The organism is Agrobacterium genomosp. 2 str. CFBP 5494, from assembly GCF_900013495.1.
GTDB lineage: Bacteria > Pseudomonadota > Alphaproteobacteria > Rhizobiales > Rhizobiaceae > Agrobacterium > Agrobacterium pusense.
The window spans coordinates 2,901,780-2,924,082 of sequence record NZ_LT009718.1 but is presented as its reverse complement, the minus strand read 5'-3'; the positions used below and the strand labels follow the sequence as shown (position 1 = coordinate 2,924,082).

21 protein-coding genes are annotated in these 22,303 nt (G+C 59.0%); 11 read left to right on the top strand and 10 right to left on the bottom strand.

Going from position 1 to position 22,303, the window contains the following annotated elements; translation table 11 throughout:
- Positions 1-13 precede the first annotated feature (13 nt).
- The 4 genes from AGR2A_RS14650 to AGR2A_RS14635 form a co-directional block, all read right to left on the bottom strand.
- Positions 14-952, bottom strand: a complete 939-nt coding sequence (locus tag AGR2A_RS14650) for a carbohydrate ABC transporter permease (protein WP_004443501.1) — start codon at positions 950-952, stop codon at positions 14-16.
- Positions 952-2,280, bottom strand: coding sequence for an ABC transporter substrate-binding protein (locus AGR2A_RS14645; protein ID WP_072494807.1), 1,329 nt, complete (start codon positions 2,278-2,280; stop codon positions 952-954). Before AGR2A_RS14645 ends, AGR2A_RS14650 begins: the two co-directional genes overlap by 1 nt.
- Positions 2,281-2,380: 100 nt before the next feature.
- Positions 2,381-3,037: a GntR family transcriptional regulator gene (locus tag AGR2A_RS14640; protein WP_004443498.1), complete on the bottom strand. Its 657-nt coding sequence runs from the start codon at positions 3,035-3,037 to the stop codon at positions 2,381-2,383.
- A 20-nt stretch (positions 3,038-3,057) separates the two neighbouring features.
- Positions 3,058-3,942, bottom strand: coding sequence for a dihydrodipicolinate synthase family protein (locus AGR2A_RS14635; RefSeq protein WP_037091886.1), 885 nt, complete (start codon positions 3,940-3,942; stop codon positions 3,058-3,060).
- Positions 3,943-4,236: 294 nt separating this feature from the next.
- Between AGR2A_RS14635 and AGR2A_RS14630 the strand changes: the two genes are divergently transcribed.
- From AGR2A_RS14630 to rutF, 7 genes are all read left to right on the top strand, one after another.
- On the top strand, positions 4,237-4,848 hold the full coding sequence (locus AGR2A_RS14630; protein WP_022556855.1) for a biliverdin-producing heme oxygenase: 612 nt from the start codon (positions 4,237-4,239) through the stop codon (positions 4,846-4,848).
- Between the two features lie 461 nt (positions 4,849-5,309).
- On the top strand, positions 5,310-6,401 hold the full coding sequence (gene rutA / locus AGR2A_RS14625) for a pyrimidine utilization protein A (RefSeq protein ID WP_072494806.1): 1,092 nt from the start codon (positions 5,310-5,312) through the stop codon (positions 6,399-6,401).
- Positions 6,398-7,138, top strand: coding sequence for a pyrimidine utilization protein B (rutB, locus tag AGR2A_RS14620; protein WP_072494805.1), 741 nt, complete (start codon positions 6,398-6,400; stop codon positions 7,136-7,138). The genes rutA and rutB overlap by 4 nt, the downstream gene beginning before the upstream one ends.
- Positions 7,139-7,164: 26 nt before the next feature.
- Positions 7,165-7,551: a pyrimidine utilization protein C gene (rutC, locus tag AGR2A_RS14615; RefSeq protein WP_004443491.1), complete on the top strand. Its 387-nt coding sequence runs from the start codon at positions 7,165-7,167 to the stop codon at positions 7,549-7,551.
- Between the two features lie 13 nt (positions 7,552-7,564).
- Positions 7,565-8,356, top strand: a complete 792-nt coding sequence (rutD, locus tag AGR2A_RS14610; protein WP_072494804.1) for a pyrimidine utilization protein D — start codon at positions 7,565-7,567, stop codon at positions 8,354-8,356.
- A gap of 17 nt (positions 8,357-8,373) precedes the next feature.
- Positions 8,374-8,964, top strand: a complete 591-nt coding sequence (locus tag AGR2A_RS14605) for a malonic semialdehyde reductase (RefSeq protein WP_072494803.1) — start codon at positions 8,374-8,376, stop codon at positions 8,962-8,964.
- Between the two features lie 26 nt (positions 8,965-8,990).
- Positions 8,991-9,515: an NADH-dependent FMN reductase RutF gene (gene rutF / locus AGR2A_RS14600; protein ID WP_072494802.1), complete on the top strand. Its 525-nt coding sequence runs from the start codon at positions 8,991-8,993 to the stop codon at positions 9,513-9,515.
- A gap of 143 nt (positions 9,516-9,658) precedes the next feature.
- Here the strand turns inward: rutF and AGR2A_RS14595 are convergent, their stop codons facing one another.
- The 3 genes from AGR2A_RS14595 to AGR2A_RS14585 all read right to left on the bottom strand — a co-directional run bounded on the left by AGR2A_RS14595 (position 9,659) and on the right by AGR2A_RS14585 (position 14,774).
- Positions 9,659-11,104 carry an NAD(P)(+) transhydrogenase (Re/Si-specific) subunit beta gene (locus AGR2A_RS14595; protein WP_022556849.1) on the bottom strand — a complete coding sequence of 482 codons (1,446 nt, stop codon included), beginning with the start codon at positions 11,102-11,104 and terminating at the stop codon, positions 9,659-9,661.
- Between the two features lie 19 nt (positions 11,105-11,123).
- Positions 11,124-12,698, bottom strand: coding sequence for a Re/Si-specific NAD(P)(+) transhydrogenase subunit alpha (locus AGR2A_RS14590; RefSeq protein ID WP_072494801.1), 1,575 nt, complete (start codon positions 12,696-12,698; stop codon positions 11,124-11,126).
- Positions 12,699-12,890: 192 nt separating this feature from the next.
- Positions 12,891-14,774 (bottom strand): MFS transporter, encoded by a 1,884-nt coding sequence (locus AGR2A_RS14585; RefSeq protein ID WP_072494800.1) that lies wholly within the window; start codon positions 14,772-14,774, stop codon positions 12,891-12,893.
- Positions 14,775-15,285: 511 nt separating this feature from the next.
- On the opposite strand from AGR2A_RS14585, the gene AGR2A_RS14580 reads away from it, so the two are divergent.
- Positions 15,286-16,320, top strand: coding sequence for an aspartate-semialdehyde dehydrogenase (locus AGR2A_RS14580; RefSeq protein ID WP_003522626.1), 1,035 nt, complete (start codon positions 15,286-15,288; stop codon positions 16,318-16,320).
- 221 nt (positions 16,321-16,541) lie between these two features.
- Entirely contained in the window at positions 16,542-17,357 is an 816-nt protein-coding gene (locus AGR2A_RS14575; RefSeq protein WP_004443477.1) for a lytic murein transglycosylase, read from the top strand.
- 177 nt (positions 17,358-17,534) lie between these two features.
- On the opposite strand, the gene AGR2A_RS14570 is transcribed toward AGR2A_RS14575, so the two are convergent.
- Positions 17,535-18,176: a carbonic anhydrase gene (locus AGR2A_RS14570; RefSeq protein ID WP_004443476.1), complete on the bottom strand. Its 642-nt coding sequence runs from the start codon at positions 18,174-18,176 to the stop codon at positions 17,535-17,537.
- Positions 18,177-18,350: 174 nt separating this feature from the next.
- Positions 18,351-19,226 (bottom strand): pyridoxal kinase PdxY, encoded by an 876-nt coding sequence (gene pdxY, locus AGR2A_RS14565; RefSeq protein ID WP_048902853.1) that lies wholly within the window; start codon positions 19,224-19,226, stop codon positions 18,351-18,353.
- Positions 19,227-19,490: 264 nt separating this feature from the next.
- On the opposite strand from pdxY, the gene AGR2A_RS14560 reads away from it, so the two are divergent.
- The gene (locus tag AGR2A_RS14560; RefSeq protein ID WP_004443474.1) at positions 19,491-20,951 is read left to right on the top strand and encodes a phospholipase D-like domain-containing protein; all 1,461 of its coding nucleotides are present in this window, start codon (positions 19,491-19,493) and stop codon (positions 20,949-20,951) included.
- A gap of 13 nt (positions 20,952-20,964) precedes the next feature.
- The gene (locus AGR2A_RS14555) at positions 20,965-21,810 is read left to right on the top strand and encodes an endonuclease/exonuclease/phosphatase family protein (RefSeq protein ID WP_004443473.1); all 846 of its coding nucleotides are present in this window, start codon (positions 20,965-20,967) and stop codon (positions 21,808-21,810) included.
- 52 nt (positions 21,811-21,862) lie between these two features.
- Here the strand turns inward: AGR2A_RS14555 and AGR2A_RS14550 are convergent, their stop codons facing one another.
- Positions 21,863-22,066 (bottom strand): hypothetical protein, encoded by a 204-nt coding sequence (locus AGR2A_RS14550; protein ID WP_072494799.1) that lies wholly within the window; start codon positions 22,064-22,066, stop codon positions 21,863-21,865.
- Between the last annotated feature and the right edge of the window lie 237 nt (positions 22,067-22,303).

Here is a 22,303-nt window from a genome sequence, read left to right as displayed (position 1 = left end):
ATTTTTGCGGACATCAGTGTTCCTCCATCTCGTTCCATTGCGAGCGTTGGCGCACCATCAGAAGCACGAAGGAAAGCGCCACGATGATGATGAAGAAGACGACGGCCATGGCCGAGCCGTAACCGATGTCGTAATAAGCAAACGCCGTATTGTAGAGATAGATGTTGATGGTTTCGGAGGCCGTGCCCGGCCCGCCCTGGGTCATCGCATAGATGATGTCGAAGCTCTTGACGGCATCGATGGAGCGGATGATGACGGCGATCATCAGGAACGGCGCGATCATCGGCATGGTGAGATAACGGAACTTCTGCCAGGCATTGGCGCCGTCGATTTCCGCACTTTCATAGGGTTCGCGTGGAACGGCCGCCAACCCACCGAGCACGATCAGCATGACGAGCGGCGTCCATTGCCAGGTTTCCACAAGGACCAGCGACGGAATGACCGTTGACTGATTGTAGATCCATTCCAGCGGGCCGATGTGGATGAAGGACAGGAGATAGTTCAGGACGCCGAGCTGCGGATGAAACATCATCGTCCAGACCAGCGCGATGGCGACCGGGGTCGCCATCATCGGCATCACGAAAACGCCGCGCAGAAAACCGCGCAGCGGAAACTGCGCATCGAAAACCAGCGCCGCCAAAGTTCCGAGAAACAGCGGGGCAACAACCGACAGCACGGTATAAACGAGCGTGTGCCAGAGCGATTCCCAGAACCTGGCGTCGCTTGCGAGCCTTACGTAGTTCTCGAAACCGATAAAGCTCTGCTCCTGTCCGAGCGTCCAGCGATGCGCGCTCATCCAGAGGGTGAAGACCCATGGAAAAACGATGACAGCCGAAATGACGACCAGTGCCGGTATGACGAAAGGCCAGTAGTTGGGAGCAAGCCTTGCCGGCCTGCTCCCTTCTTTGCGACTGGCGCCTGTCTTGGTGTTTTCGATGCTCACGGAGGCCATTATCCCTCGCTACGCGCCAGAACGGGTGTGAACTGTTCCGTTGCCTTCTTGAGTTCCGCCGCCGGGTCGGCGCCGCCGATCATGTTGGTGAGGCCGACGCCGTAGATGTCGCGGAACTCCGTCACCGGAATGATAACGGGAAGGGCAAGCTGCGAGACCTTGCCGGAACCGACAACGGCATCCAGCCAGGCGGCCGGCATCTTGACGCCCTCGCGGACCTTCTGGTCTTCGAGGATGGACTGGCGGAACGGGACACCTGCACCTGCCTGCAACAGGCGAGCGCCCATTTCATGCGAAATCGCCCACTGGCAGAAGAGGTAAGCGGCTTCCTTCTTGCCGCTGGCTTCGACGACACCGAGGCCATCACCGAATGTGCCAGCGGCCTGCGCTGCCGGGCCCTTCGGCATGACGCCATAACCGACCTTGCCGACGACGCGGGATTTTTCCGGGTTCTCGATCGGCGGCGCAAAACCGACGCCATCGAACCACATGCCGATCTTGCCCTGCAGGAAGGCCGATTGCGCTTCTGCCCAGTTGAAGCCGGAGACGCCGGGAGGCGCGGCTTTGGTCATCAGACGCTGATAAAGCTTGGCCGCTTCAACCGCCTCCTTGGACTCGGTGTTGACCTTGCCGTCGACAATCGGCTTTGCGCCGTAGCCGAGCATCAGCGAGGTCCAGACCGGTGTATTGGCGTTCTTGAGGCCGCGCGCCACGAAACCATAGGTATTGGTTGCGGGATCGGTGATCTTTTCAGCCGCCGTTACCAGCTCCTCGAAAGTTTCGGGGTATTTCAGGCCCTTGGCTTCGAAGAGCTCCTTGTTCCAGTAGACGATCCAGTAATCCACCGAGAACGGCAGCGAGCGCAGCACGCCGTCGCTATCCTTGGCAAACAGCATGCCGGCCTCGGCAAAGTCCTTTTCGGTAAGCGACGGATCGGTGAGTGACGGGTCTTTCAGGAAGCCGCTGATATCAGCCAGCCACTTGCCCTTTTCGAACTGGCGCTTCTGCACATGGTAGCTCAGATGCACCACGTCGAAGCTCGGCTTGCCGGAGGAGAGTTCGATAACCACCTTCTGGCGCTGCTGCTGTTCCGGTGTCGCTTCGGCATTGACCTTGATGCCGGTCAGCTCTTCGAACTCGCCGAGATATTTGATCAGCGTTTCGCTGCGCGGGCTTTTGACGAGATTGACTTCAAGGGTAGTGCCCGCGTGTTTTTTCCAGTTCACCGCCGCCGATGCCGGGCGAATGCCGAGCACCGCGCTGCCGCCAAGCGCCGCCGTGCCTGCCAGAAAGGCGCGGCGCGTGGGGTTGAGCAATGAATGCGTCATGTCTGTTCTCCTCCAGTTAGCCGGAAATTCTCCTCACCCCGGCTTGTTGCTTATTCCCTGCAAGGCCGGCGCAGACCCTCTTTGTCCCGCCGGATTTGCCTTAAACCGCCAGCGCCCTGTCCCTTGCGTTGCGGATATGGGCGGTCAGCCGTTCCACGGCGTCTTCCACGGATCGCCTCTCGATGGCTTCGAGAATGGCGAGATGTTCCTTCATGACCGACTTCACATGGCCGGCGATGCGAAAGCGCTCCTGATTGATGAGGCGCATCTTGATGGAATTGACCCGGTAGGCATTCGAGATGATCGAATTGCCGAGCGCATCAATGAAGGCATCGTGCATGCCCCAGTCCACCTGCTGCGCGTGCTGTTCCAGTTCCGGCGATTCCCCGCCATTTTCGGCCGCTTCGGCGATATCGCGGTGCTGTTTCAACAGTTTCGCAATAGCTGCGTCTGAGGCAGAACGGGTAAACAGCGCCACGGCCTCCTTTTCGAGGAAGATACGGAACTGGAATGCTTCGCGGATGAGATTGATGTCGATATGGGCGACCTGTAATCCCCGCTGCGGCACGGTCTTGATCAGCCCTTCCGCCTCCAGCCGCGGAATTGCCTCCCGGATTGCGCCGAGCGGCAGACCCGTCAGTTCCACAAGGCGGCGCTGCGAGATGAATTGCCCCGGGCGAACATCACGCGAGAGAAGGTGATGCGTAAAGCTCTCATACGCCCGTTCCCGCAATGTCTGTTCGCCGGTATCGTCCATGCTCAACCTTTCAGCTCCGTTCAGGCGGCCTGTTTGCGAAACAGCGCGTCGAAAGCGCCTTCGATCTGCCGCCGGCCTTCCGGTGAAATGGCCACGAGCGGTGCGCGCACATCCGACCAGATATTTTCCCCTGTCGTGTGTGATACCAGCACCTTGACGGCTGGTGTAACCGGGAATTTCAGAAGTTCCACAACAAGATCCTCGACGCGCTTGTCATCCTTGCCGTCGACGGCCATGGCGCGCACTTCCTGTGTGAGGAAATTGGCTACGCCCGATATCGCACCCTGACCGCCGAGGCGAACACCCTTGGCCAAGTCGCGCTCATCGCCGATCAGGATTGCGAGATCGCCGTGCTCTTTCAGCAGGCGCTCGGTGTGGCTCCAGTTGCCGGAGGAATCCTTCACGCCCGTGACGACGCCGGGAAATGCCTTTTTCAACCTTCCGACCAGTTCCACGGACAAGGTGACCATGGTTACGGAAGGAATATTGTAGACGAGAATGTCGCGCGCATCCTTGCCGATTTTTTCGAACACCGCCGAGAACCAGGCAAACAGGCCGTCATCGCTGACATTCTTGAAATAAGAGGGTGGCGCGAGCAGAATATTGCGGGCGCCGGCTTTCAGCGCTTCAGCCGACTGGTCGGCCGCGTCCTCGATGGAATCCACCAGAACGCCAGTGACCAGACGGGCAGGCGCAACACCCGCCTCGATGAAGCGGGAGAGAATGACCTGCCGCTCGCGGCTGCCGACCGAGCATCCTTCGCCTGTCGTACCGAAAAGCGTCACGCTGTCGCAGCCATTGGACAGGCAGCGGCGGGCATGGGCGATCATGGCATCGATATCGACCGTTCCGTCCGTTTTGAAAGGGGTTGTCAGGGCTGCCGAAAGGCCGAATTTCTGGGTCAATTAAGATGCTCCTCCAAGGTGACTACGAATTGATGGCATGCTGACATGTTAGTTGTAAAGAGCTAATTGCAATATGATTGTCCGGAAGTGCGATTTGAGGTTTCTCTTCGTTTCAGGCCGCGCCGTCAGGTGTTGAGACGAAAGGTCAAGCAAGTTTAGAGTAGGCTGCCCTGCCAGGGAGATGGCGGCCCCATGCTCTTTTCAAGGCGTGTCGATAGTGCGAAAATAAATTTGACTGTTGGAGTAAAGATTTTTATCAGGCAGTCTGAATATAGGGATAAAGGGACCATCATCATGACCATCGCCGAGCCGGCAGCGCCTGTAGCAGAGATCGAGCAGAGCCGCGTCAAGCGCCTGAAAGCTGCAACGCGCGGTGCGCATGGCGATCTGGATGCCTTCATCATGGCGGCGAAGCCGTTCGAGAGCCGGGAGAACTTCGGCAAATTCGTGGAAACGCAATATCTCTTCCATCGCGATCTCGATGCCTTTTTCTCCAACCACACGCTTGATGGTCTGCTCCCCGACCTCAAGGGCCGTCGTCGTCTTCCCATGATCGAGCAGGACCTTGCCGATCTCGGTCTTGCCATTCCGGAAACGTCCGAACCACGCTTTACCGCCGAAACGCCCTTCGATCTGCCGGAGGCCATGGGCTGGCTTTACGTGGTTGAGGGCTCCAATCTTGGCGCTGCCTTCCTGCTGAAGGATGCAGCCAAGCTCGGTCTGAATGAAGAATTCGGCGCGCGCCATCTGGCCGGCGCACCGGAAGGACGCGGCCTGCACTGGCGCACCTTTACTGCGGCCCTCGATGAAATTTCGCTGACGGTGGAAGAAGAGGAGCGTGTTGTTGCCGGCGCGGAAGAGGCGTTTCGGGCGGTCCATGCTTATGCGCAGCAGCGGATGGGCTGAGGGTTTCGCATAACTGCGCGGTTGTTGTCCTCATCGCGCAGAAATGCCCCCTCGCGCGTGCGCATTTGATTCAGTCTTAACTCCCTACCGCCGTCACCCCGGACTTGATCCGGGGTCAGGAGCGATCAAGTCCTTGATCGCGAAAGATTCCATTCACGGCGCAGACGCGCCGTGTCTGGGTGCCGGATCGGGTCCGGCACGACGGAGGAGAGCCTTCGGATTTCTTAAATCGGTCTGCGACTGTGGTAAGGGCCACTCGCCTTTGATGTGCCGCTCTCAATATTTGCTGAATAAACAGGCAAATATTTTTACCAAATGATAAAAAATTTGCCTTTCGGTCAAAGCTCGATCTGTCCCGAAATTTTATCCATTTGATAAAATTATTTTATTTGGTCTGGCACAGAACCTGCTACTCTTTTGGCAAGTCAGGAGACACCTGACGCAAAAAAGGGAACAGCAAAATGGAAGTTGGTGTTTTTATCCCGATCGGGAACAATGGGTGGCTTCTTTCCGAAAACGCGCCGCAATACAAGCCGAGCTTCGACCTGAACAAGGCGATCACGCTCAAGGCGGAGCAATATGGTTTCGACTTTGCGCTGTCGATGATCAAGCTGCGCGGCTTTGGCGGAAAGACCGAATTCTGGGATTACAATCTGGAATCCTTCACGCTGATGGCGGGGCTGGCCGCCGTCACGTCAAAGATCAAGCTGTTCGGCACCGCCGCCACGCTGGTCATGCCGCCGGCGATCGTTGCGCGAATGGCGACGACGATCGATTCCATTTCCGGTGGCCGTTTCGGCATCAACCTCATTACCGGCTGGCAGCGGCCGGAATATAGCCAGATGGGTCTTTGGCCGGGCGATGATTATTTCGGTGATCGTTACGAATATCTCGGTGAATATACGACTGTGCTGAAAGAGCTGCTGACGGAAGGTCAGTCGGACTACAAGGGCAAGTTCTTCCAGATGGACGATTGCCGCATGAAGCCGGTGCCGCAGGGTGATGTGAAGCTCATCTGCGCCGGTTCTTCCAATTCCGGCATGGCGTTTTCGGCCAAATTCGCCGACTACAGCTTCTGCTTTGGCGTTGGTGTCAACACACCCAAGGCCTTTGCGCCCACCAATGAGCGGCTTCTGGCGGCAACGGAAAAGAGCGGCCGCGAGGTTAAGTCCGTGGTGCTGACCATGGTGCTAGCCGAGGAAAAATCCGAGGATGCCTGGGCGAAGTGGGAGCATTACAAGGCTGGTGCCGACGAGGACGCGATCAAATGGCTTGGCCTTCAGAGCGCCGTCGATACCAAATCCGGCTCCGACACCAATGTCCGGCATATGTCCAACCCCGTCTCTGCGGTCAATATCAACATGGGAACGTTGATCGGCTCCTATGAGGAAGTGGCGGCCATGCTGGATGAAATGAGCGAGGTGCCGGGAACGGGGGGCGTGATGCTGACCTTCGATGATTTCCTCGAAGGGGTCGAAAAATTCGGCAAATACGTGCAGCCGCTGATGAAGAGCCGCGCGCATGTTCAAGCGGCACTGGAGGCAGCGGAATGAGCGAAGCCGTCATGGCAGGTTACAAGGGCCCGAAGAGCCGTTCGGAAAGTGTCACGCTTCCCGCAAGGCCGGAGCCGATTACCCTGAAACCCAGCGAGACCGCCGTTGTCGTGGTCGACATGCAGAACGCCTATTCGACCGAGGGCGGTTATGTCGATCTGGCCGGTTTCGACATCTCAGGCGCAAAGGGCACCATCGCCAACATCAAGAAGACGCTGGATGCGGCGCGGGCCGCCGGTGTCCAGGTCATCTATTTCCAGAATGGCTGGGACAAGGACTATGTCGAGGCGGGCGGGCCGGGTTCGCCCAACTGGCACAAGTCCAATGCGCTGAAGACCATGCGCAAAAGGCCGGAACTGCAGGGCCAGCTGCTGGCCAAGGGCACATGGGACTACGCCATTGTCGATGAGCTGCAACCGCAGCCCGGCGATATTCTGGTGCCGAAAACGCGTTACAGCGGTTTCTTCAACACCAATATGGATAGCGTGCTGCGCGCCCGCGGCATCCGCAATCTGGTCTTTGTCGGCATCGCCACCAATGTCTGCGTGGAAAGCTCGCTGCGCGATGCTTTCCACCTCGAATATTTCGGGGTGATGCTGGAGGATGCCACGCATCATCTCGGGCCGGACTTTATCCAGCAGGCGACGGTCTACAATGTCGAGAAGTTTTTCGGCTGGGTCGCCACCGTCAATGATTTCTGCGGCGTCATCTCGCAGGCAGCCCCCGTCACCGATTGATTGAGAAACACAAAGAGGAGAACGAAATGCCGAAAAAGATCATCGTACCTGTTGGCACCAGCAAACCCATCGCTCCCTTTTCGCCGGGAACCCTCGCCGATGGCGTGGTTTACGTGTCCGGCACGCTGCCCTTCGACAAGGACAACAATGTCGTGCATGTGGGCGATGCCAGCGCGCAGACCCGCCATGTTCTCGAAACCATCAAGTCGGTCATCGAGACCGCCGGCGGCACGATGGAAGACGTGACGATGAACCACATCTTCATCACCGACTGGGCGAATTATCAGGCCGTCAACACAGTCTATGCGGAATATTTCCCCGGCGACAAGCCGGCGCGTTATTGCATCCAGTGCGGCCTCGTCAAGCCCGATGCGCTGGTGGAAATCGCCACCGTCGCCCATATCGGCAAATAGGGCGAAAAGGCAGATGATGCATTTCGAGGTTCATGGTCGCACCGAGCCTGAGGCCCCCACTATTCTGTTGTCCTCGGGACTGGGCGGATCGGGTGCTTACTGGACGCCGCAGATCGAGGCTCTTTCCGGCCATTTCCGGGTCGTCACCTATGACCATCGCGGAACAGGCAGGACCGGTGGCGAGGTGCCGCTCGATGGCGGCATTTCCGCCATGGCGGATGATGTGCTGGAGATCGTTTCGGCCCTGAACCTCCAAAAATTCCACTTCATGGGACATGCCCTCGGTGGCCTGATCGGCCTTGATATCGCGCTGCGGCGGCCCGGCCTTATCGACCGGCTGGTGCTTATCAACGCGTGGAGCAAGGCCGATCCGCATTCCGGGCGCTGCTTTGATGTGCGGATCGAGCTTCTGGAAAAGTCGGGTGTCGAGGCTTTTGTCAAAGCGCAGCCGCTGTTCCTTTATCCGGCGGCGTGGATGTCTGAAAATCAGGAGCGGCTGGCACGGGACGATGCCCATGGCGTGGCGCATTTTCAGGGCAAGGAGAATGTGCTTCGCCGCATTACGGCGCTGCGGGCCTTCGATGTGGACGCACGGCTTGGCGAGATAGGCAATCCGGTGCTGGTGGCGGCGACGAAGGACGATATTCTGGTGCCCTATACCCGCTCGTTGCGTCTTGCCGACGGTTTGCCGCAAAGCGAGCTTTGCCTTCTCGATTTCGGGGCTCACGCGGTCAATATCACCGAACCCGACCTTTTCAACGCCCGGCTTTTGCGGTTTCTGCTGCCGGTTGACCAAACATTCTGACAGGATTTTAGAGCACGATGACGAAAGCACTGGATGATGCAGCACTCGCAACGCTTTTCACCGAAGCACGCACCCACAATGGCTGGACGGACAAGCCGATCAGTGACGAGACGCTGCACGCGCTTTACGACCTGACGAAGATGGGACCGACTTCGGCCAATTGCTCGCCGGCACGTTTCGTCTTCGTGCGCAGCCCGGAAGCCAAGGAAAAGCTTCGGCCGGCACTCTCCTCGGGCAATCTCGAAAAGACCATGGCCGCGCCGGTCACGGTCATCGCTGCCATCGACAGCGAATTTTACGAGAAGTTGCCGGAACTGTTTCCGCACGCCGATGCGCGTTCGTGGTTTACCTCCAGCCCTGCCGTGGCCGAAGAAACTGCCTTTCGCAACGCCACGCTTCAGGCCGGATATCTGATCCTTGCCGCCCGCGCGCTGGGGCTGGATACCGGCGCCATGTCCGGTTTCGACAAGGGCAAGGTGGATGCGGCGTTTTTTGCCGGCACGACGTGGAAATCCAATTTCCTGATCAATCTCGGTTATGGCGATCCGTCAAAGCTCTTTGGCCGCCTGCCGCGCCTTGGCTTTGACGACGCCTGTTTGCTGGCTTGATGGCCTGTTAAGGAAGGATGGGTTAGATGCAGATGATGTCTCTTGAAAAGGAAGCGGCAATGGAGACGAAGACTGCAGAGCAACGCAGCCTCGATTATAGAAACGCCATGGCGCGGCTCGGTGCGGCGGTCAATATCGTCACGACGGATGGTGCCGTAGGCCGGGCAGGCTTCGCCGCGACGGCGGTTTGCAGCGTTTCCGACAATCCGCCCACGCTTCTCATCTGCCTCAACCGCAATTCTTCCGCTTACAAGGTGGTGAAGGCCAATGGCGTGGTCTGCGTCAACACGCTCGCCGCCCATCATGAGGTGCTGAGCACGCTTTTCGGTGGCAAGACGCCTGCTGAGGAACGTTTCGCTGCGGGCAACTGGGGCGTGCTCGAAACCGGTGCGCCGGTTCTCGAAGATGCGCTCGTCTCATTCGATTGCCGCATCCGCGAGGCCCATGACGGCGGCACGCACGATATTCTCATCTGCGAGGTTGTGGATATGAAGATCAATGCGGGTGATGAGGCGCTGATGTATTTCAACCGGCGTTACCGGGTGCTTTGAAGGCTGTCTATCGACAACATCCGGCGGGACGATTCTGTTTGGCGCGGCCATAGCATCCGCACACCGTCACCCCGGACGAAACGTATCGTCGTTTCTCAGAAAGTCGAAGGGCGTTCCCGGTCTCCTGGAAACGCCCTTTTCATTCACTTGATCAGCGGCAGAAGATCGTTGATCGACTTTTTCGCATCGCCATAGAACATCCGCGTATTGTCCTTGTAGAACAGCGGGTTCTCGATGCCGGAATAGCCCGTGCCCTGGCCGCGCTTGGAAACGATGACGAGTTTCGACTTCCACACTTCCAGCACCGGCATGCCCGCGATGGGCGAGTTAGGGTCGTCCTGCGCTGCCGGGTTGACGATGTCGTTGGAGCCGATGACGATGACGACGTCGGTGCTGGGGAAGTCATCGTTGATCTCGTCCATTTCGAGCACGATGTCGTAAGGCACCTTCGCTTCGGCGAGCAGCACGTTCATGTGGCCCGGAAGACGGCCAGCCACCGGATGGATGGCGAAGCGCACGGTCTTGCCGTCGGCGCGCAGCTTGCGGGTCAGTTCCGACACGGCCGATTGCGCCTGCGCCACCGCCATGCCGTAACCGGGGACGATGATGACGCTGTCGGCGTCGTTCAGCGCTGCGGCCACGCCTTCGGCGTCGATCGCCACCTGTTCGCCCTCGATTTCCATCGCCGGGCCCGTCGTGCCGCCGAAGCCGCCGAGGATGACCGAGATGAAGGAGCGGTTCATCGCCTTGCACATGATGTAGGAGAGAATCGCACCCGAGGAGCCGACCAGCGCGCCCGTGACGATCAGCAGATCGTTGCCGAGCGTGAAGCCGATGGCTGCTGCCGCCCAGCCGGAATAGCTGTTCAACATCGAGACGACGACAGGCATGTCGGCGCCGCCAATGCCCATGATCAGGTGGTAACCGATGAAGAAGGCGGCAAGCGTCATCAGGACGAGCGTCCATGCGCCTGCGCCGTTGCAATACATGATGAGCAGCACCAGCGACAGGATCGCAGCACCGGCGTTCAGCAGATGCCCGCCCGGCAGCTTCTTCGCCTTGCCATCCACCTTGCCGGCAAGCTTGCCGAAGGCAACGACAGAGCCGGTGAAAGTGACCGCGCCGATGAAGACGCCGAGGAAGACCTCGACCTTCATGATCGCCAGTTCCACCGGCGTCTTGTGGGCGAGGATGGCGGAAAAGCCCGTCAGCAAGGAACGCGCGGTTTCATCGAGCGAGGCGACATGCGCTTCCTCGATATGGGCGTTGAAGCCGATGAAAACGGCGGCGAGGCCAACGAAGGAGTGAAGCGCCGCCACAAGCTGCGGCATCTCGGTCATCTGTACACGGCTTGCGACGAAGTAACCGAGGACGGAGCCGCCCGCCAGCATCAGGAGCACGACGAGCCACTGCCCGACGCCCTTGCTGATTTCAGGGCCGAAGACGGTGGCGATGATGGCGAGGCCCATGCCTGTAATGCCGTACCAGACGGCACGTTTGGCGCTTTCCTGGCCGGAGAGACCGCCAAGCGAGAGGATGAATAGAACGGCTGCGGCAACATAGGCCGCGGAAACGATACCAATGGTCATTATTTAAATCCCCGCACGCTCAGGACTTCTGGAACATGGCGAGCATGCGCCGTGTCACGAGGAAACCGCCGACAATGTTGATCGTCGCGATCAGGACGGAAAGGGAGGCGAGGATCACCACCAGCCAGTTGCCGGAACCGATCTGCAGCAGCGCGCCGATGATGACGATGCCGGAAATCGCGTTGGTCACGGCCATCAGCGGCGTGTGCAGCGAGTGACTGACATTCCAGATCACCTGGAAGCCGACGAAGCAGGCAAGCACGAAGACGATGAAGTGGCTCATGAAGCTTGCCGGCGCGTAGAGGCCAACGAGCAGCAATACGGCCGTGCCGGCGACCAGAAGCCCGACCTGGTTCTTGGTCTGTGCCTTGAACTCGGCCTTTTCCCTAGCGTGTTTCTCCTCCGGCGTCAGCTCTTTTGCTTTTTCCTTCGGTTTCTGCGCGGCAATGGCCTGAATTTTCGGTGGCGGCGGAGGATATGTGATTTCACCCCGATAGGTGACCGTCGCGCCGCGGATGACGTCATCTTCCATGTTATGAACGACCTTGCCATCCTTGGCAGGCGTCAGATCGGTCATCATGTGACGGATGTTGGTAGCGTAGAGGGTCGAGGCCTGCGTCGCCATGCGGCTTGGGAAATCGGTGTAGCCGATGACGATGACGCCGTTGTCGGACACGACGCGCTGGTCGGGAACCGTCAGATCGCAATTACCGCCGCGCTCGGCGGCGAGGTCGATGATGACCGAACCCGGCTTCATCATCGCCACCATGTCGGCAAGCCACAGCTTCGGCGCGTCGCGGCCCGGTATCAGCGCCGTGGTGATGACGATGTCGATCTGCGGTGCGAGTTCACGGAATTTCTCCAGCTGCTTCTCGCGGAATTCCGGCGAGGAGGGGGCGGCATAACCGCCGGTCGCTGCGCCATCCTGCTGCTGGTCGGCAAAATCGAGATAGACGAATTCCGCGCCCATGGATTCGATCTGCTCGGCCACTTCAGGGCGAACGTCGAAGGCATAGGTGATCGCGCCGAGCGATGTGGCCGTGCCGATGGCGGCAAGACCGGCAACGCCGGCACCGATGACCAGCACCTTGGCGGGCGGCACCTTGCCGGCGGCGGTGACCTGCCCGGTGAAGAACCGGCCGAAATTATTGCCGGCCTCGATCACCGCGCGATAACCGGCGATATTGGCCATGGAGGAGAGCGCGTCCATTTTCTGGGCGCGGGAGATACGCGGCACCATGTCCATGGCGATGACATTTGCGCCCTTTTCCTTCGCCTGCTCCAGAAGGTCCTTGTTCTGGGCGGGATAGAAAAACGAGATCAGCGTCTTGTCCGCAGACAGGCGATCAATCTCCGATGTTTCAGGCGGACGAACCTTGGCGATGATGTCGGAGCCGGTGTAAAGCGCCTCAGCGCTGTCGGCCACGGTCACGCCTGCGGCGCGATAGGCGTCGTCAGAAAAACCGGCCGCCTTGCCGGCGCCGGCTTCGATGACGCAATCATATCCCAGTTTCTGCAAAGCCTGCGCGCTATCCGGCGTCATGCCAACGCGGGCTTCGCCCTCATATAATTCCTTAGGTGTCCCGATTCTCAAAACTGCTCTCCCATTCCCGTCCTGATAAGCCGTCATAGCCCATTTCGAGTGTTTTTGTCTTGTTTTTGCTGTTTTTCTACCTGCGGCGGATTGACAGGCTGGAAAAGCCCATTTTCGGCGATGGCGGTACGGCGGCAACAAAAAACCCGGCGCCGAAGCGCCGGGTGATTGCTGCGTTTCATCGACTGCCACTCAATCCATGGCGTGGATATCACGATCCTTGGTTTCCGGCAGGAACAGCATGCCGATGACCAGCGTGATGCCTGCAAAGATGATCGGATACCAGAGGCCATAATAGATGTCCCCCTTGGCCGCGCTCATGGCGAAGGCGGTGGCGGGCAGAAGGCCGCCGAACCAGCCGTTGCCGATGTGGTATGGCAGCGACATGCCGGAGTAGCGGATGCGGGTCGGGAACAGTTCGACCAGCAAAGCTGCGATCGGGCCATAGACCATCGTCACGTAGATCACGAGGACGGTGAGAACCGCGATGATGACAACCCAGTTCACGGCAGCCGGATCGGCCACCATGGAGAAGGCGCCGCCGCCGGCCACGGTGTAAACGGCCATTTCGGCTGCACCACCGGTTTCGGCCGGGGTCAGCAGCTTGTCAGCCACCAGCTTGTCGGTCGCAACCATCTTCTTGTCGGCAGCGCGAACGGCGTCTGCATTGAGGTTCAGTTCCGGGTTTGCGGCAATGAAGGCGTCCAGTTTCGCGTCCGGCACCTGTGCCGCGCCACGCACCAGCGGGTAACCGCCATCGTGGAGCGCCGTGTTGACCTGCTTCTGGAAGGCCTTGTCCTTGGCTGCCGCATCCGCGCCGGCGGCGACGGCGTCGTAGCTGGTAATGGTGGCGTCGCCGATCTTCACGGTGGCCGGCTGGCCGGCTGCGCCCGCAACCACGTCATAAGGCACCGAGTTGCGTGTCAGGAACGAGGTGGCGATATCGCAGGACGTGGTGAACTTCGCCGTGCCCGTCGGGTTGAACTGGAACTTGCAGTCGCCCGGGGCTGCGGTCACGGTGGCGCGAACGCTCGCCTGTGCCTGTGCAAGTGCCGGGTTGCCTGCCCAGGTCAGTGCCTTGAACAGCGGGAAGTAGGTCAGCATGGCAAGGATGAGGCCGGTCATGATGATCGGCTTGCGGCCGATCTTGTCTGAAAGCCAGCCGAAGATAACGAAGAAGCTGGTGCCAAGAATGAGCGCTGCCGCCACCATGATGTTGGCCGACTGTCCGTCGACCTTCAGAATGCTCTGCAGGAAGAAAAGGGCGTAGAACTGGCCCGTGTACCAGACAACGGCCTGGCCGATGACGGCACCAACAAGCGCGATGAGCGCGATCTTGGCGTTCTTCCACTGGCCGAAGGCTTCGCTGAGCGGCGCCTTCGACGTCTTGCCCTCTTCCTTCATCTTCTTGAAGGCGGGGGATTCGTTCATCTTCAGACGGATCCAGACGGATACGCCAAGCAGCAGAACGGAAACGAGGAAGGGAATGCGCCAGCCCCAGGCAGCGAAAGCTTCCTTGCCGAGCGCGAACTGCACACCGAGGATAACCACCAGCGACAGGAACAGGCCGAGCGTCGCCGTCGTCTGGATCCAGGAGGTGTAATAGCCCCTGCGGCCGTTCGGTGCGTGTTCGGCCACGTAAGTTGCAGCTCCGCCATATTCACCGCCGAGTGCAAGACCCTGCAGCATGCGCAGGACGATCAGGATGATCGGAGCGGCGATGCCGATCTGCGATGCGCTGGGCAGCACGCCGACGAGGAAGGTGGACACACCCATGATGAGGATGGTGATGAGGAAGGTATATTTGCGGCCGACGATATCACCGAGGCGGCCAAAGACCAGCGCGCCGAAGGGGCGGACGAGGAAGCCAGCGGCAAAGGCCAGCAGAGCGAAGATGTTACGCGTCGTTTCCGGATACTGGCTGAAGAAGTTCGCGCCGATGTAAATCGCAAGCGAGCCATAGAGATAGAAATCGTACCATTCGAAGACTGTTCCGAGAGAAGAGGCGAAAATCACCTTCTTCTCTTCACCCGTCATCGGACGGGCGGCGCCGCTTACGGCTGCAACATTTGCCATTGTCTGTCCTCCACAGATGTCCCAATCGACGCATTGCGGAGCCCAACTCTCTCCTCTGGACTCACCTTGCGGCTGCAATGCGCGGATCATGAGAGTGACAGAAAATTAACCCCAATAAGAGCGATGCTTTCGGATTATGACTTTAGTCTAATGTTAAACGTCCCGAATATGTCGCTGCGGCGATTTGTGCTTTGGTCCGAGCGGCTGCATGACGCGCCTTTTTCCTTGACAGAACCGAGAAACCTTCTAATAGCTTCTCGCGAAGAAGGAGCATCACCTTGCGCATGCATGTTGCAGACATGTTCGTCATGGAAGGACCGGCACAATCCGCCGGCGATGATCCGCGCCTTTCTTATTCTATCCGAATTACGGCCAAAACGACGATTAAAACCGTCTGACGTCTCTGGCCACCGCTCTCTCCCCGGTTTGGCTGGGGATCGAGGAAGCCGCGATCTGATGATGCGGGTTCCCACCTCACCAAAAAGAGGAGAGACAGAAAGAGAGCTTGATCATGGGTTTCAAAGTTGCAATTGCAGGCGCCACCGGTAACGTCGGTCGCGAAATGCTCAATATCCTGGCCGAACGCGGTTTTCCCGCCGATGAAGTCGTGCCGCTCGCTTCCGCCCGTTCGCAGGGCACGGAAGTCTCCTATGGCGACCGCACGCTGAAGGTCTCGAACCTCGAGAACTACGATTTTTCCGACACGGATATCTGCCTGATGTCTGCAGGCGGCGATGTTTCCAAGAAGTGGTCGCCGAAGATCGGCCAGCAGGGCTGCGTCGTCATCGATAACTCATCCGCATGGCGCTACGATCAGGACGTTCCGCTGATCGTTCCGGAAGTCAATGCCGATGCTGTTGCAGGCTTCACCAAGAAGAACATCATCGCCAACCCCAATTGCTCCACGGCGCAGCTTGTTGTCGCGCTGAAGCCGCTGCATGACTTCGCCAAGATCAAGCGCGTCGTCGTCTCCACCTATCAGTCGGTGTCCGGCGCCGGCAAGGAAGGCATGGACGAGCTTTTCCAGCAGACCCGCGCCGTTTTCGTGGCTGACCCGGTCGAAGCCAAGAAGTTCACCAAGCGCATTGCCTTCAACGTCATTCCGCACATCGACGTCTTCATGGAAGACGGCTACACCAAGGAAGAATGGAAGGTTCTGGCCGAAACCAAGAAGATGCTTGATCCGAAGATCAAGGTGACCTGCACGGCCGTGCGCGTCCCTGTCTTCATCGGCCATTCGGAATCGGTCAATATCGAGTTCGAAAACGAGATCACCGCCGATCAGGCCCGTGACATCCTGCGCGAAGCACCGGGTTGCCTCGTGATCGACAAGCGCGAAAACGGCGGTTACATCACGCCGGTTGAATCCGCTGGCGAAGACGCGACCTACATCTCGCGTATCCGCGAAGATGCGACGGTCGAAAACGGTCTCAACCTGTGGGTTGTTTCTGACAACCTGCGCAAGGGTGCTGCCCTTAACGCCGTCCAGATCGCCGAACTGCTGATCAATCGTGGCTTCATCAAGCCGCGCAAGGCGGCCGCCTGATCCGAGATACGAATTTTTAAGGTTCGTTAAGTATAACCCGTCTGTTCTGTGTGGGGCAGGCGGGTTTTATAATTGGCGAGATCACGGCCAGTTTATTTGCAGGCCTTGCTGCCGAAAGGCAATTTAGGCCGCCAAAAGACAGTTTTGGCACCTGAATCATACAGTATTGACGGTTTGGTTCTCGGGAAAAACTCCCCAAAGGATATCGAAGGCAGATTTTGATGCGGGCAATGAAGGTAATTCTGGCTGGTGTGGCCATGGTCTCGGTTCTGGCAGCGACGCCGGTTATGGCCGCGCAATGCGGCAACACTTCGGCGGGCTTCGATGCCTGGGTCAGCGCCTTCAAGCAGGAAGCGGCGGGTCGCGGCGTCAGCGCCTCGGTGCTCGACCGGGCTTTCTCCGGCGTCTCCTACAACCAGGCGACGATCCGCGCCGATCGCGGTCAGCACAGCTTCAAGCTGTCCTTCGAGCAGTTCATGCAGAAGCGCGGCGGTCAGACGATCATTTCGCGCGGCAAGACCATGAAGAAGAACAACGCCGCACTGTTCGCCTCCATCGAGCGTGCCTATGGCGTGCCGGCTGGTCCGCTGCTCGCCATCTGGGGCATGGAAACAGGCTTTGGCGGTTTCATGGGCAACCAGCACACGCTTTCCGCCGTTTCAACGCTTGCTTTCGACTGCCGCCGTTCGGACTATTTCACCGAGCAGCTTTATGCGGCTCTGAAACTCGTCGGCAGCGGCTCGCTGAATGTCAACGCCAAGGGTGCCGCCCATGGTGAAATCGGCCAGACGCAGTTCCTGCCGCTGAACGTCGTGCGCTACGGCGTGGATTTCGACCGCGACGGTCGGATCGATCTCGTCGGTTCGCGCGCCGACGCGCTGGCTTCCACCGCAAACTTCCTCGTCGGCCATGGCTGGCAGCGCGGTGCAGGCTACCAGCAGGGGCAGGCGAATTACGCCGCAATTCAGGGCTGGAACGCCGCAAGTGTCTACCAGCAGGCGATTGCCTTCATTGGCAAGGCGATTGACGGCCAATAAGGCCGCTTTCCACGCGCGAATTCCCACTTCCGTCATGCCGGACTTGATCCGGCATCCAGTCACGGCGCGTCCGCGCCGTGAAAGAGTATTTGGCGCTCAAGGACTTGATCGCGCTGGACCCCGGATCCAGTCCGGGGTGAAGAGCGTTGAGTTTGGCCGGTAGCTATTACCTGCCAATCACAGATCCGGGCGGCGGAAGTCGCCGGTCTTGCCGTCCATCACCCACAATTCGCCGGTCGAAATATCGAACCATGCGCCGTGCAGCTTCACCTTGCCGGCGGTTTCCTGTGCCTTGACGAAGGGGAAGCCGCGCAGATTGGCGATGGAGTTGCGGATGGAGACGCGTTCCAGCGCCGTCTGCCGCTCAGAGGCGGTCATGACGTCGTTGCTCTGGATTTGCGAGGCGGCCGACTTGACCATGTTCATCCATTTGCCAATGAAATCACCGGGCGACAGCGGCTCCAGATTGGGATCGAGCGCCGCCTGAATGCCGCCGCAGCGACCGTGGCCCATGACGACGATATCCTTCACCTTCAGCACCTGAACCGCATATTCGATGGCCGCCGAGGTGGCGTGATATTGCCCGTCCGGCTCGAAGGGCGGCACCATGTTGGCAACGTTGCGGACGACAAAAAGCTCTCCCGGGCCGCAGTCGAAAATGGTTTCCGGCGCGGAGCGGGAGTCACAACAGGCAATGAACAGGGTCTGCGGTTTCTGTCCGGTATCGGCCAGAACGCGGTATCTTTCGCGCTCGTCGGCATAACGACCGCTCATGAAGTTCTTATAGCCGTTGAGAAGGTTTTCCGGAAAATCTTTCATCTATCGCAGTACCGTTGTGCTTGGACCGAGATCGAGGGAAGAACTCGGTGCGTTGAAGACCAATCCTTTGGAGCATTTTCGGTTTTCTTCGAGCCGTGAAACCGCTCCAACTCCTTGCTTGTCGCATTTCCGGACGAAGACCGAGGGCCACGTTTCACGGAAATGCTCTAGCCGCTATTTGCGCTTGCTGCGCGAAGGATGCAAGAGATGACGCATCTGCACCATGGCCATGGGTGTGGAGAGGCTTGAAGAATCCGTCTCCAGCGTCAGTTCGTTCATGTCGCGTTTTTTTGTGCGGGCCAGAATTTCGAACACGCTGGCGGTTGCGAGCTGCAGCGCCTTTTCGTCATCCAGACCTTCCAGCAGGCGGGCAAGAAACAGCGCCGACATCAGGTCGCCGAGGCCGTTAGGCGCATTTTCAATGGCGCGATGTTCGGCGAGCAGCGCGTGGCGGCCGCTGAGGTAAAGGTTGCCGGTGCCGCCCGTCATCATCGGCACCGCCGAGGTGACAAGCATTTTTGGCGGGCCGAGGGAAAGCGCTGCATCCATGATGGCGCTGTTGGTCTCAAGCGCGGCGCCGCTCATCCAGGCGAGTTCATATCGGTTGGGCGTGGCGACCGTGGCAAGCGGAATGAGGTGATCGCGGATGGCTTCGGCGGTCTCAAGGGGAATATAAAGCCCGCCCAGATCACCCATGACAGGATCGCAGGCGTAAATCAGCGCCGGGTTCTTTTCCTTGAGATTTCGGATCAGCCTTGCGACGGCACGCACCTGCGAGGCGCTGCCGAAATAACCGGTCAGAACCGCCTTGACCTCGCCGATCCATTTGGCGTTTTCGAGGTCGGTCATCGCCTTGTCGAAGTCTTCGTCCTGAAAGCGCATGCGGGTGGATGGTCCGTGGCCGGGATGCCAGGGCATGACGATGGTGGGCACTGCCCAAACCGGAAAACCGAGTGTCTCCAGCGCGAAGACTGCCGCGCGGTTGCCAACGGAGCCCCGCATGACATGGCTGGAAATGACGATGACGGCGCCTTGGGTATTGTCCTGCATCACGGCCTTCTTGCGTTCAAACGCGGCAGAAAGCCCACCAATGCTGCCCCCGCCCAAAGATCAAGATGCGCTCTCATGACATATCGCAAGACCAGTTTCCACCGTTAATCCCGCAAGGGTCTGTCCCGCAAAAGCATGGCGGTCGTTTTGCCGCCGTCAGGGAACGCCTCTCGTTGCGGGATCGCTGCACCGATTTCTCGTTAAGGCGGCGGCTTTCGGAAAACCGCGTTACACTTTTCCGCCTGATGCCCTATAGTTGTATTCATGCTCGCTCTCATCATCGCCTATTGGCCGCATATTCTTGCCGTTCTCTCCGTTTTGATGGGAACCGTGGCGGCCGTGCACGCCACCATGACGAAGGAAGAAGTTCGCTCGGCACTGGGCTGGGTCGGCGTCATCGTGCTGTCGCCCATCGTCGGTGCGGTCATCTATGCCATTGCCGGCATCAACCGCATCCGCCGGTCCAACATCACCCAGCAGCGGTCCTTCATGCAGGACGAGATCATGGACCGCGTGGCCCGTTTCGACGCTGGCGGTGAGCTGGTAGCCGAGCGGTTCGGCCGCCGTTTCGCGGCGATGAAGGTACTGGGTGACCGGGTGACCCGCCATGCACTGACGACTGGCAACAGCATCGAACCCATCGCCACGGGTGACGCCGCCTATGCGGCGATGCTTGAAGCGATCGAGCAGGCGAAACGGTCGATCATCCTCGAAACATATATTTTCGACAATGACCGGATCGGCGCCCGCTTCGTTTCCGCCCTCCAGCGGGCAAAACAGCGCGGCGTGGAGGTGAGGGTGCTCATCGATGCCGTGGGCGCGCGTTATTCGGTTCCGAGCATCCTGCCGACGCTGCGGGAGAGGGGCATCGTCGCCAACGTCTTCAACGGTAACGTCATCATGGGTCTGCGGCTGCCCTATGCCAATCTGCGCACCCACCGCAAGATTCTCGTGGTGGACGGACGTGTCGCCTTTAGTGGCGGCATGAACATACGCGAGGGTTTTACCGAGGAGTTCGGCCAGGGAAGACAATCGCACGACACACATTTCAAGATCAGCGGACCGGTGGTAGCGGATTTTTTCTCCATTGCGGCGGAAGACTGGCGTTTCACGACAAAGGAACTTCTGGATACGCCGGTCTGGGATATCGCCATTCCAGAAGGCGTGCCGGGCTCGCAGATCGTTGCCCGCGTTTGCTCCTCCGGGCCGGACAAAAGCATCGAGACCAATCACAAGATGCTGACCGGCGCTTTTTCCATCGCAAGGTCGTCGATTCTCATCATGTCGCCCTATTTTCTCCCGGATCGGGAGCTTATTTCGGCGCTGATTACGGCGGCGCGACGCGGCGTCGTCGTTGATATCGTCGTGCCGAAAAGCAATAATCTGGTGCTTGTCGACAGGGCGATGACGGCGCAGTTCGATCAGATGTTGCGCAACTATTGCCGGATATGGAGGGCGACGGGAGCGTTCAATCATTCGAAGATGCTGGTGATCGACGGACGGTGGAGCTACATCGGTTCGTCCAATCTCGATCCCCGCTCTTTGCGTCTGAATTTCGAGATCGATCTGGAGGTTATGGACGAAGCGTTCGGACAGGCCATCACGCAGACGATCTCGACGGCGCGCGACGCCGCAATACCTGTGAGACTGAGCGAACTGAAAGCGCGTCCGTTCGTTGTTCGTTTTGTGGAACGGGTACTGTGGCTGGCCTCGCCCTATCTTTGAGCGGAGATGACGTGTGAAAAAAGACGGCGTGCTGGAAAACGAAAAAGCGGTACTGGCGCGGAATACCAGCCTGCCGGCCTTTGTGATGGACTCGCTGCGCAATCACCGTCAGCGGCAGAATGCCAAGCCTGCGGAAAAGGCGCATGATTTTCCCGTTATCGCCTCCTACAACGTGCATAAATGCGTGGGCCGGGACCGCAAGTTCGATCCTGATCGCACCAGTCGCGTGATTCAGGAAATCGGGGCGGATATCATTGCGCTGCAAGAGGCCGACAGCCGCTTCGGCGAACGCACCGGCCTGCTCGATCTCGCCCGGCTGGAAAGGGAAAGCGGCCTTGTCCCCGTGCCTGTACAGGTCGGGGTGAAGGCGCATGGGTGGCATGGCAATGTCGTCCTGTTCAAGGAGGGCGCGGTCAAGGAGGTTCATACCCTGAAGCTGCCCGGGCTTGAGCCGCGTGGCGCGCTCGTTGTCGAACTGGATCTGAAGCGCGGCGGCACCCTGCGGGTCATTGCCGCTCACTTCGGGCTGCTGCGACATTCCCGCGCCCAGCAGGCGAAGGCTCTGATCGGCCTTCTTGAAGCGAGGGATGAATGCCCGACCATTCTCATGGGAGACCTGAATGAATGGCGCCTCGGCAATGGTTCGTCACTCAATACGTTTCGCGATGCTTTCGGCGCTCTGCCGCCAGCCGTACCCAGTTTTCCGTCCAACCTGCCGGTGCTGGCTCTGGACCGGATCATCGCCAATCGTGAAGGGCTGATCGAGCAGGTCGAAGCGCATGACAGCGCACTGGCGCGTATCGCTTCGGATCATCTGCCGCTGAAAGCCGCGGTGCGGACCGACCTGCTTCCGGCCTGATCCTGCAGCGGCGTGCCCAGGAAAGCTGCCGCAACAATCTCAGGAGGCCGGCTTAAACCGGTTGCGCCGCTGTCACGTGGCTGCGTGAGCGCGCTTCCAGCAAGGATGTGCGAATGGCTTCCATCAACCGCTCACGATTGTTTCTGGTCTTGCCTCTATCGAGATTTTGCGCGGAAAGCGCGAGATCAAGACCCTCATGCATCACTATCGAATAGGCAACGGTGGTCGCCCAGTTCTCGTAATCCTGCTCCATCATGTCGCCCCTGAACTAAATCATTTAGTCCGAATCACCCTGTTCTTGGAAAGTAACACAAAATACAAAGCATAAAATATCATTGTTTCTTCCTTTGCGCGCAGTCACCAACATCTATATTGACTTTTGCCAGTTGTGGTGCGGCCGGAACGCGGCCTGTATTATCGTTAAGCACTTGAAACTGATTCAATTTCAGAAGAGGCGCATACACATCTTTCCATATGAAACGCCGCGCATCTC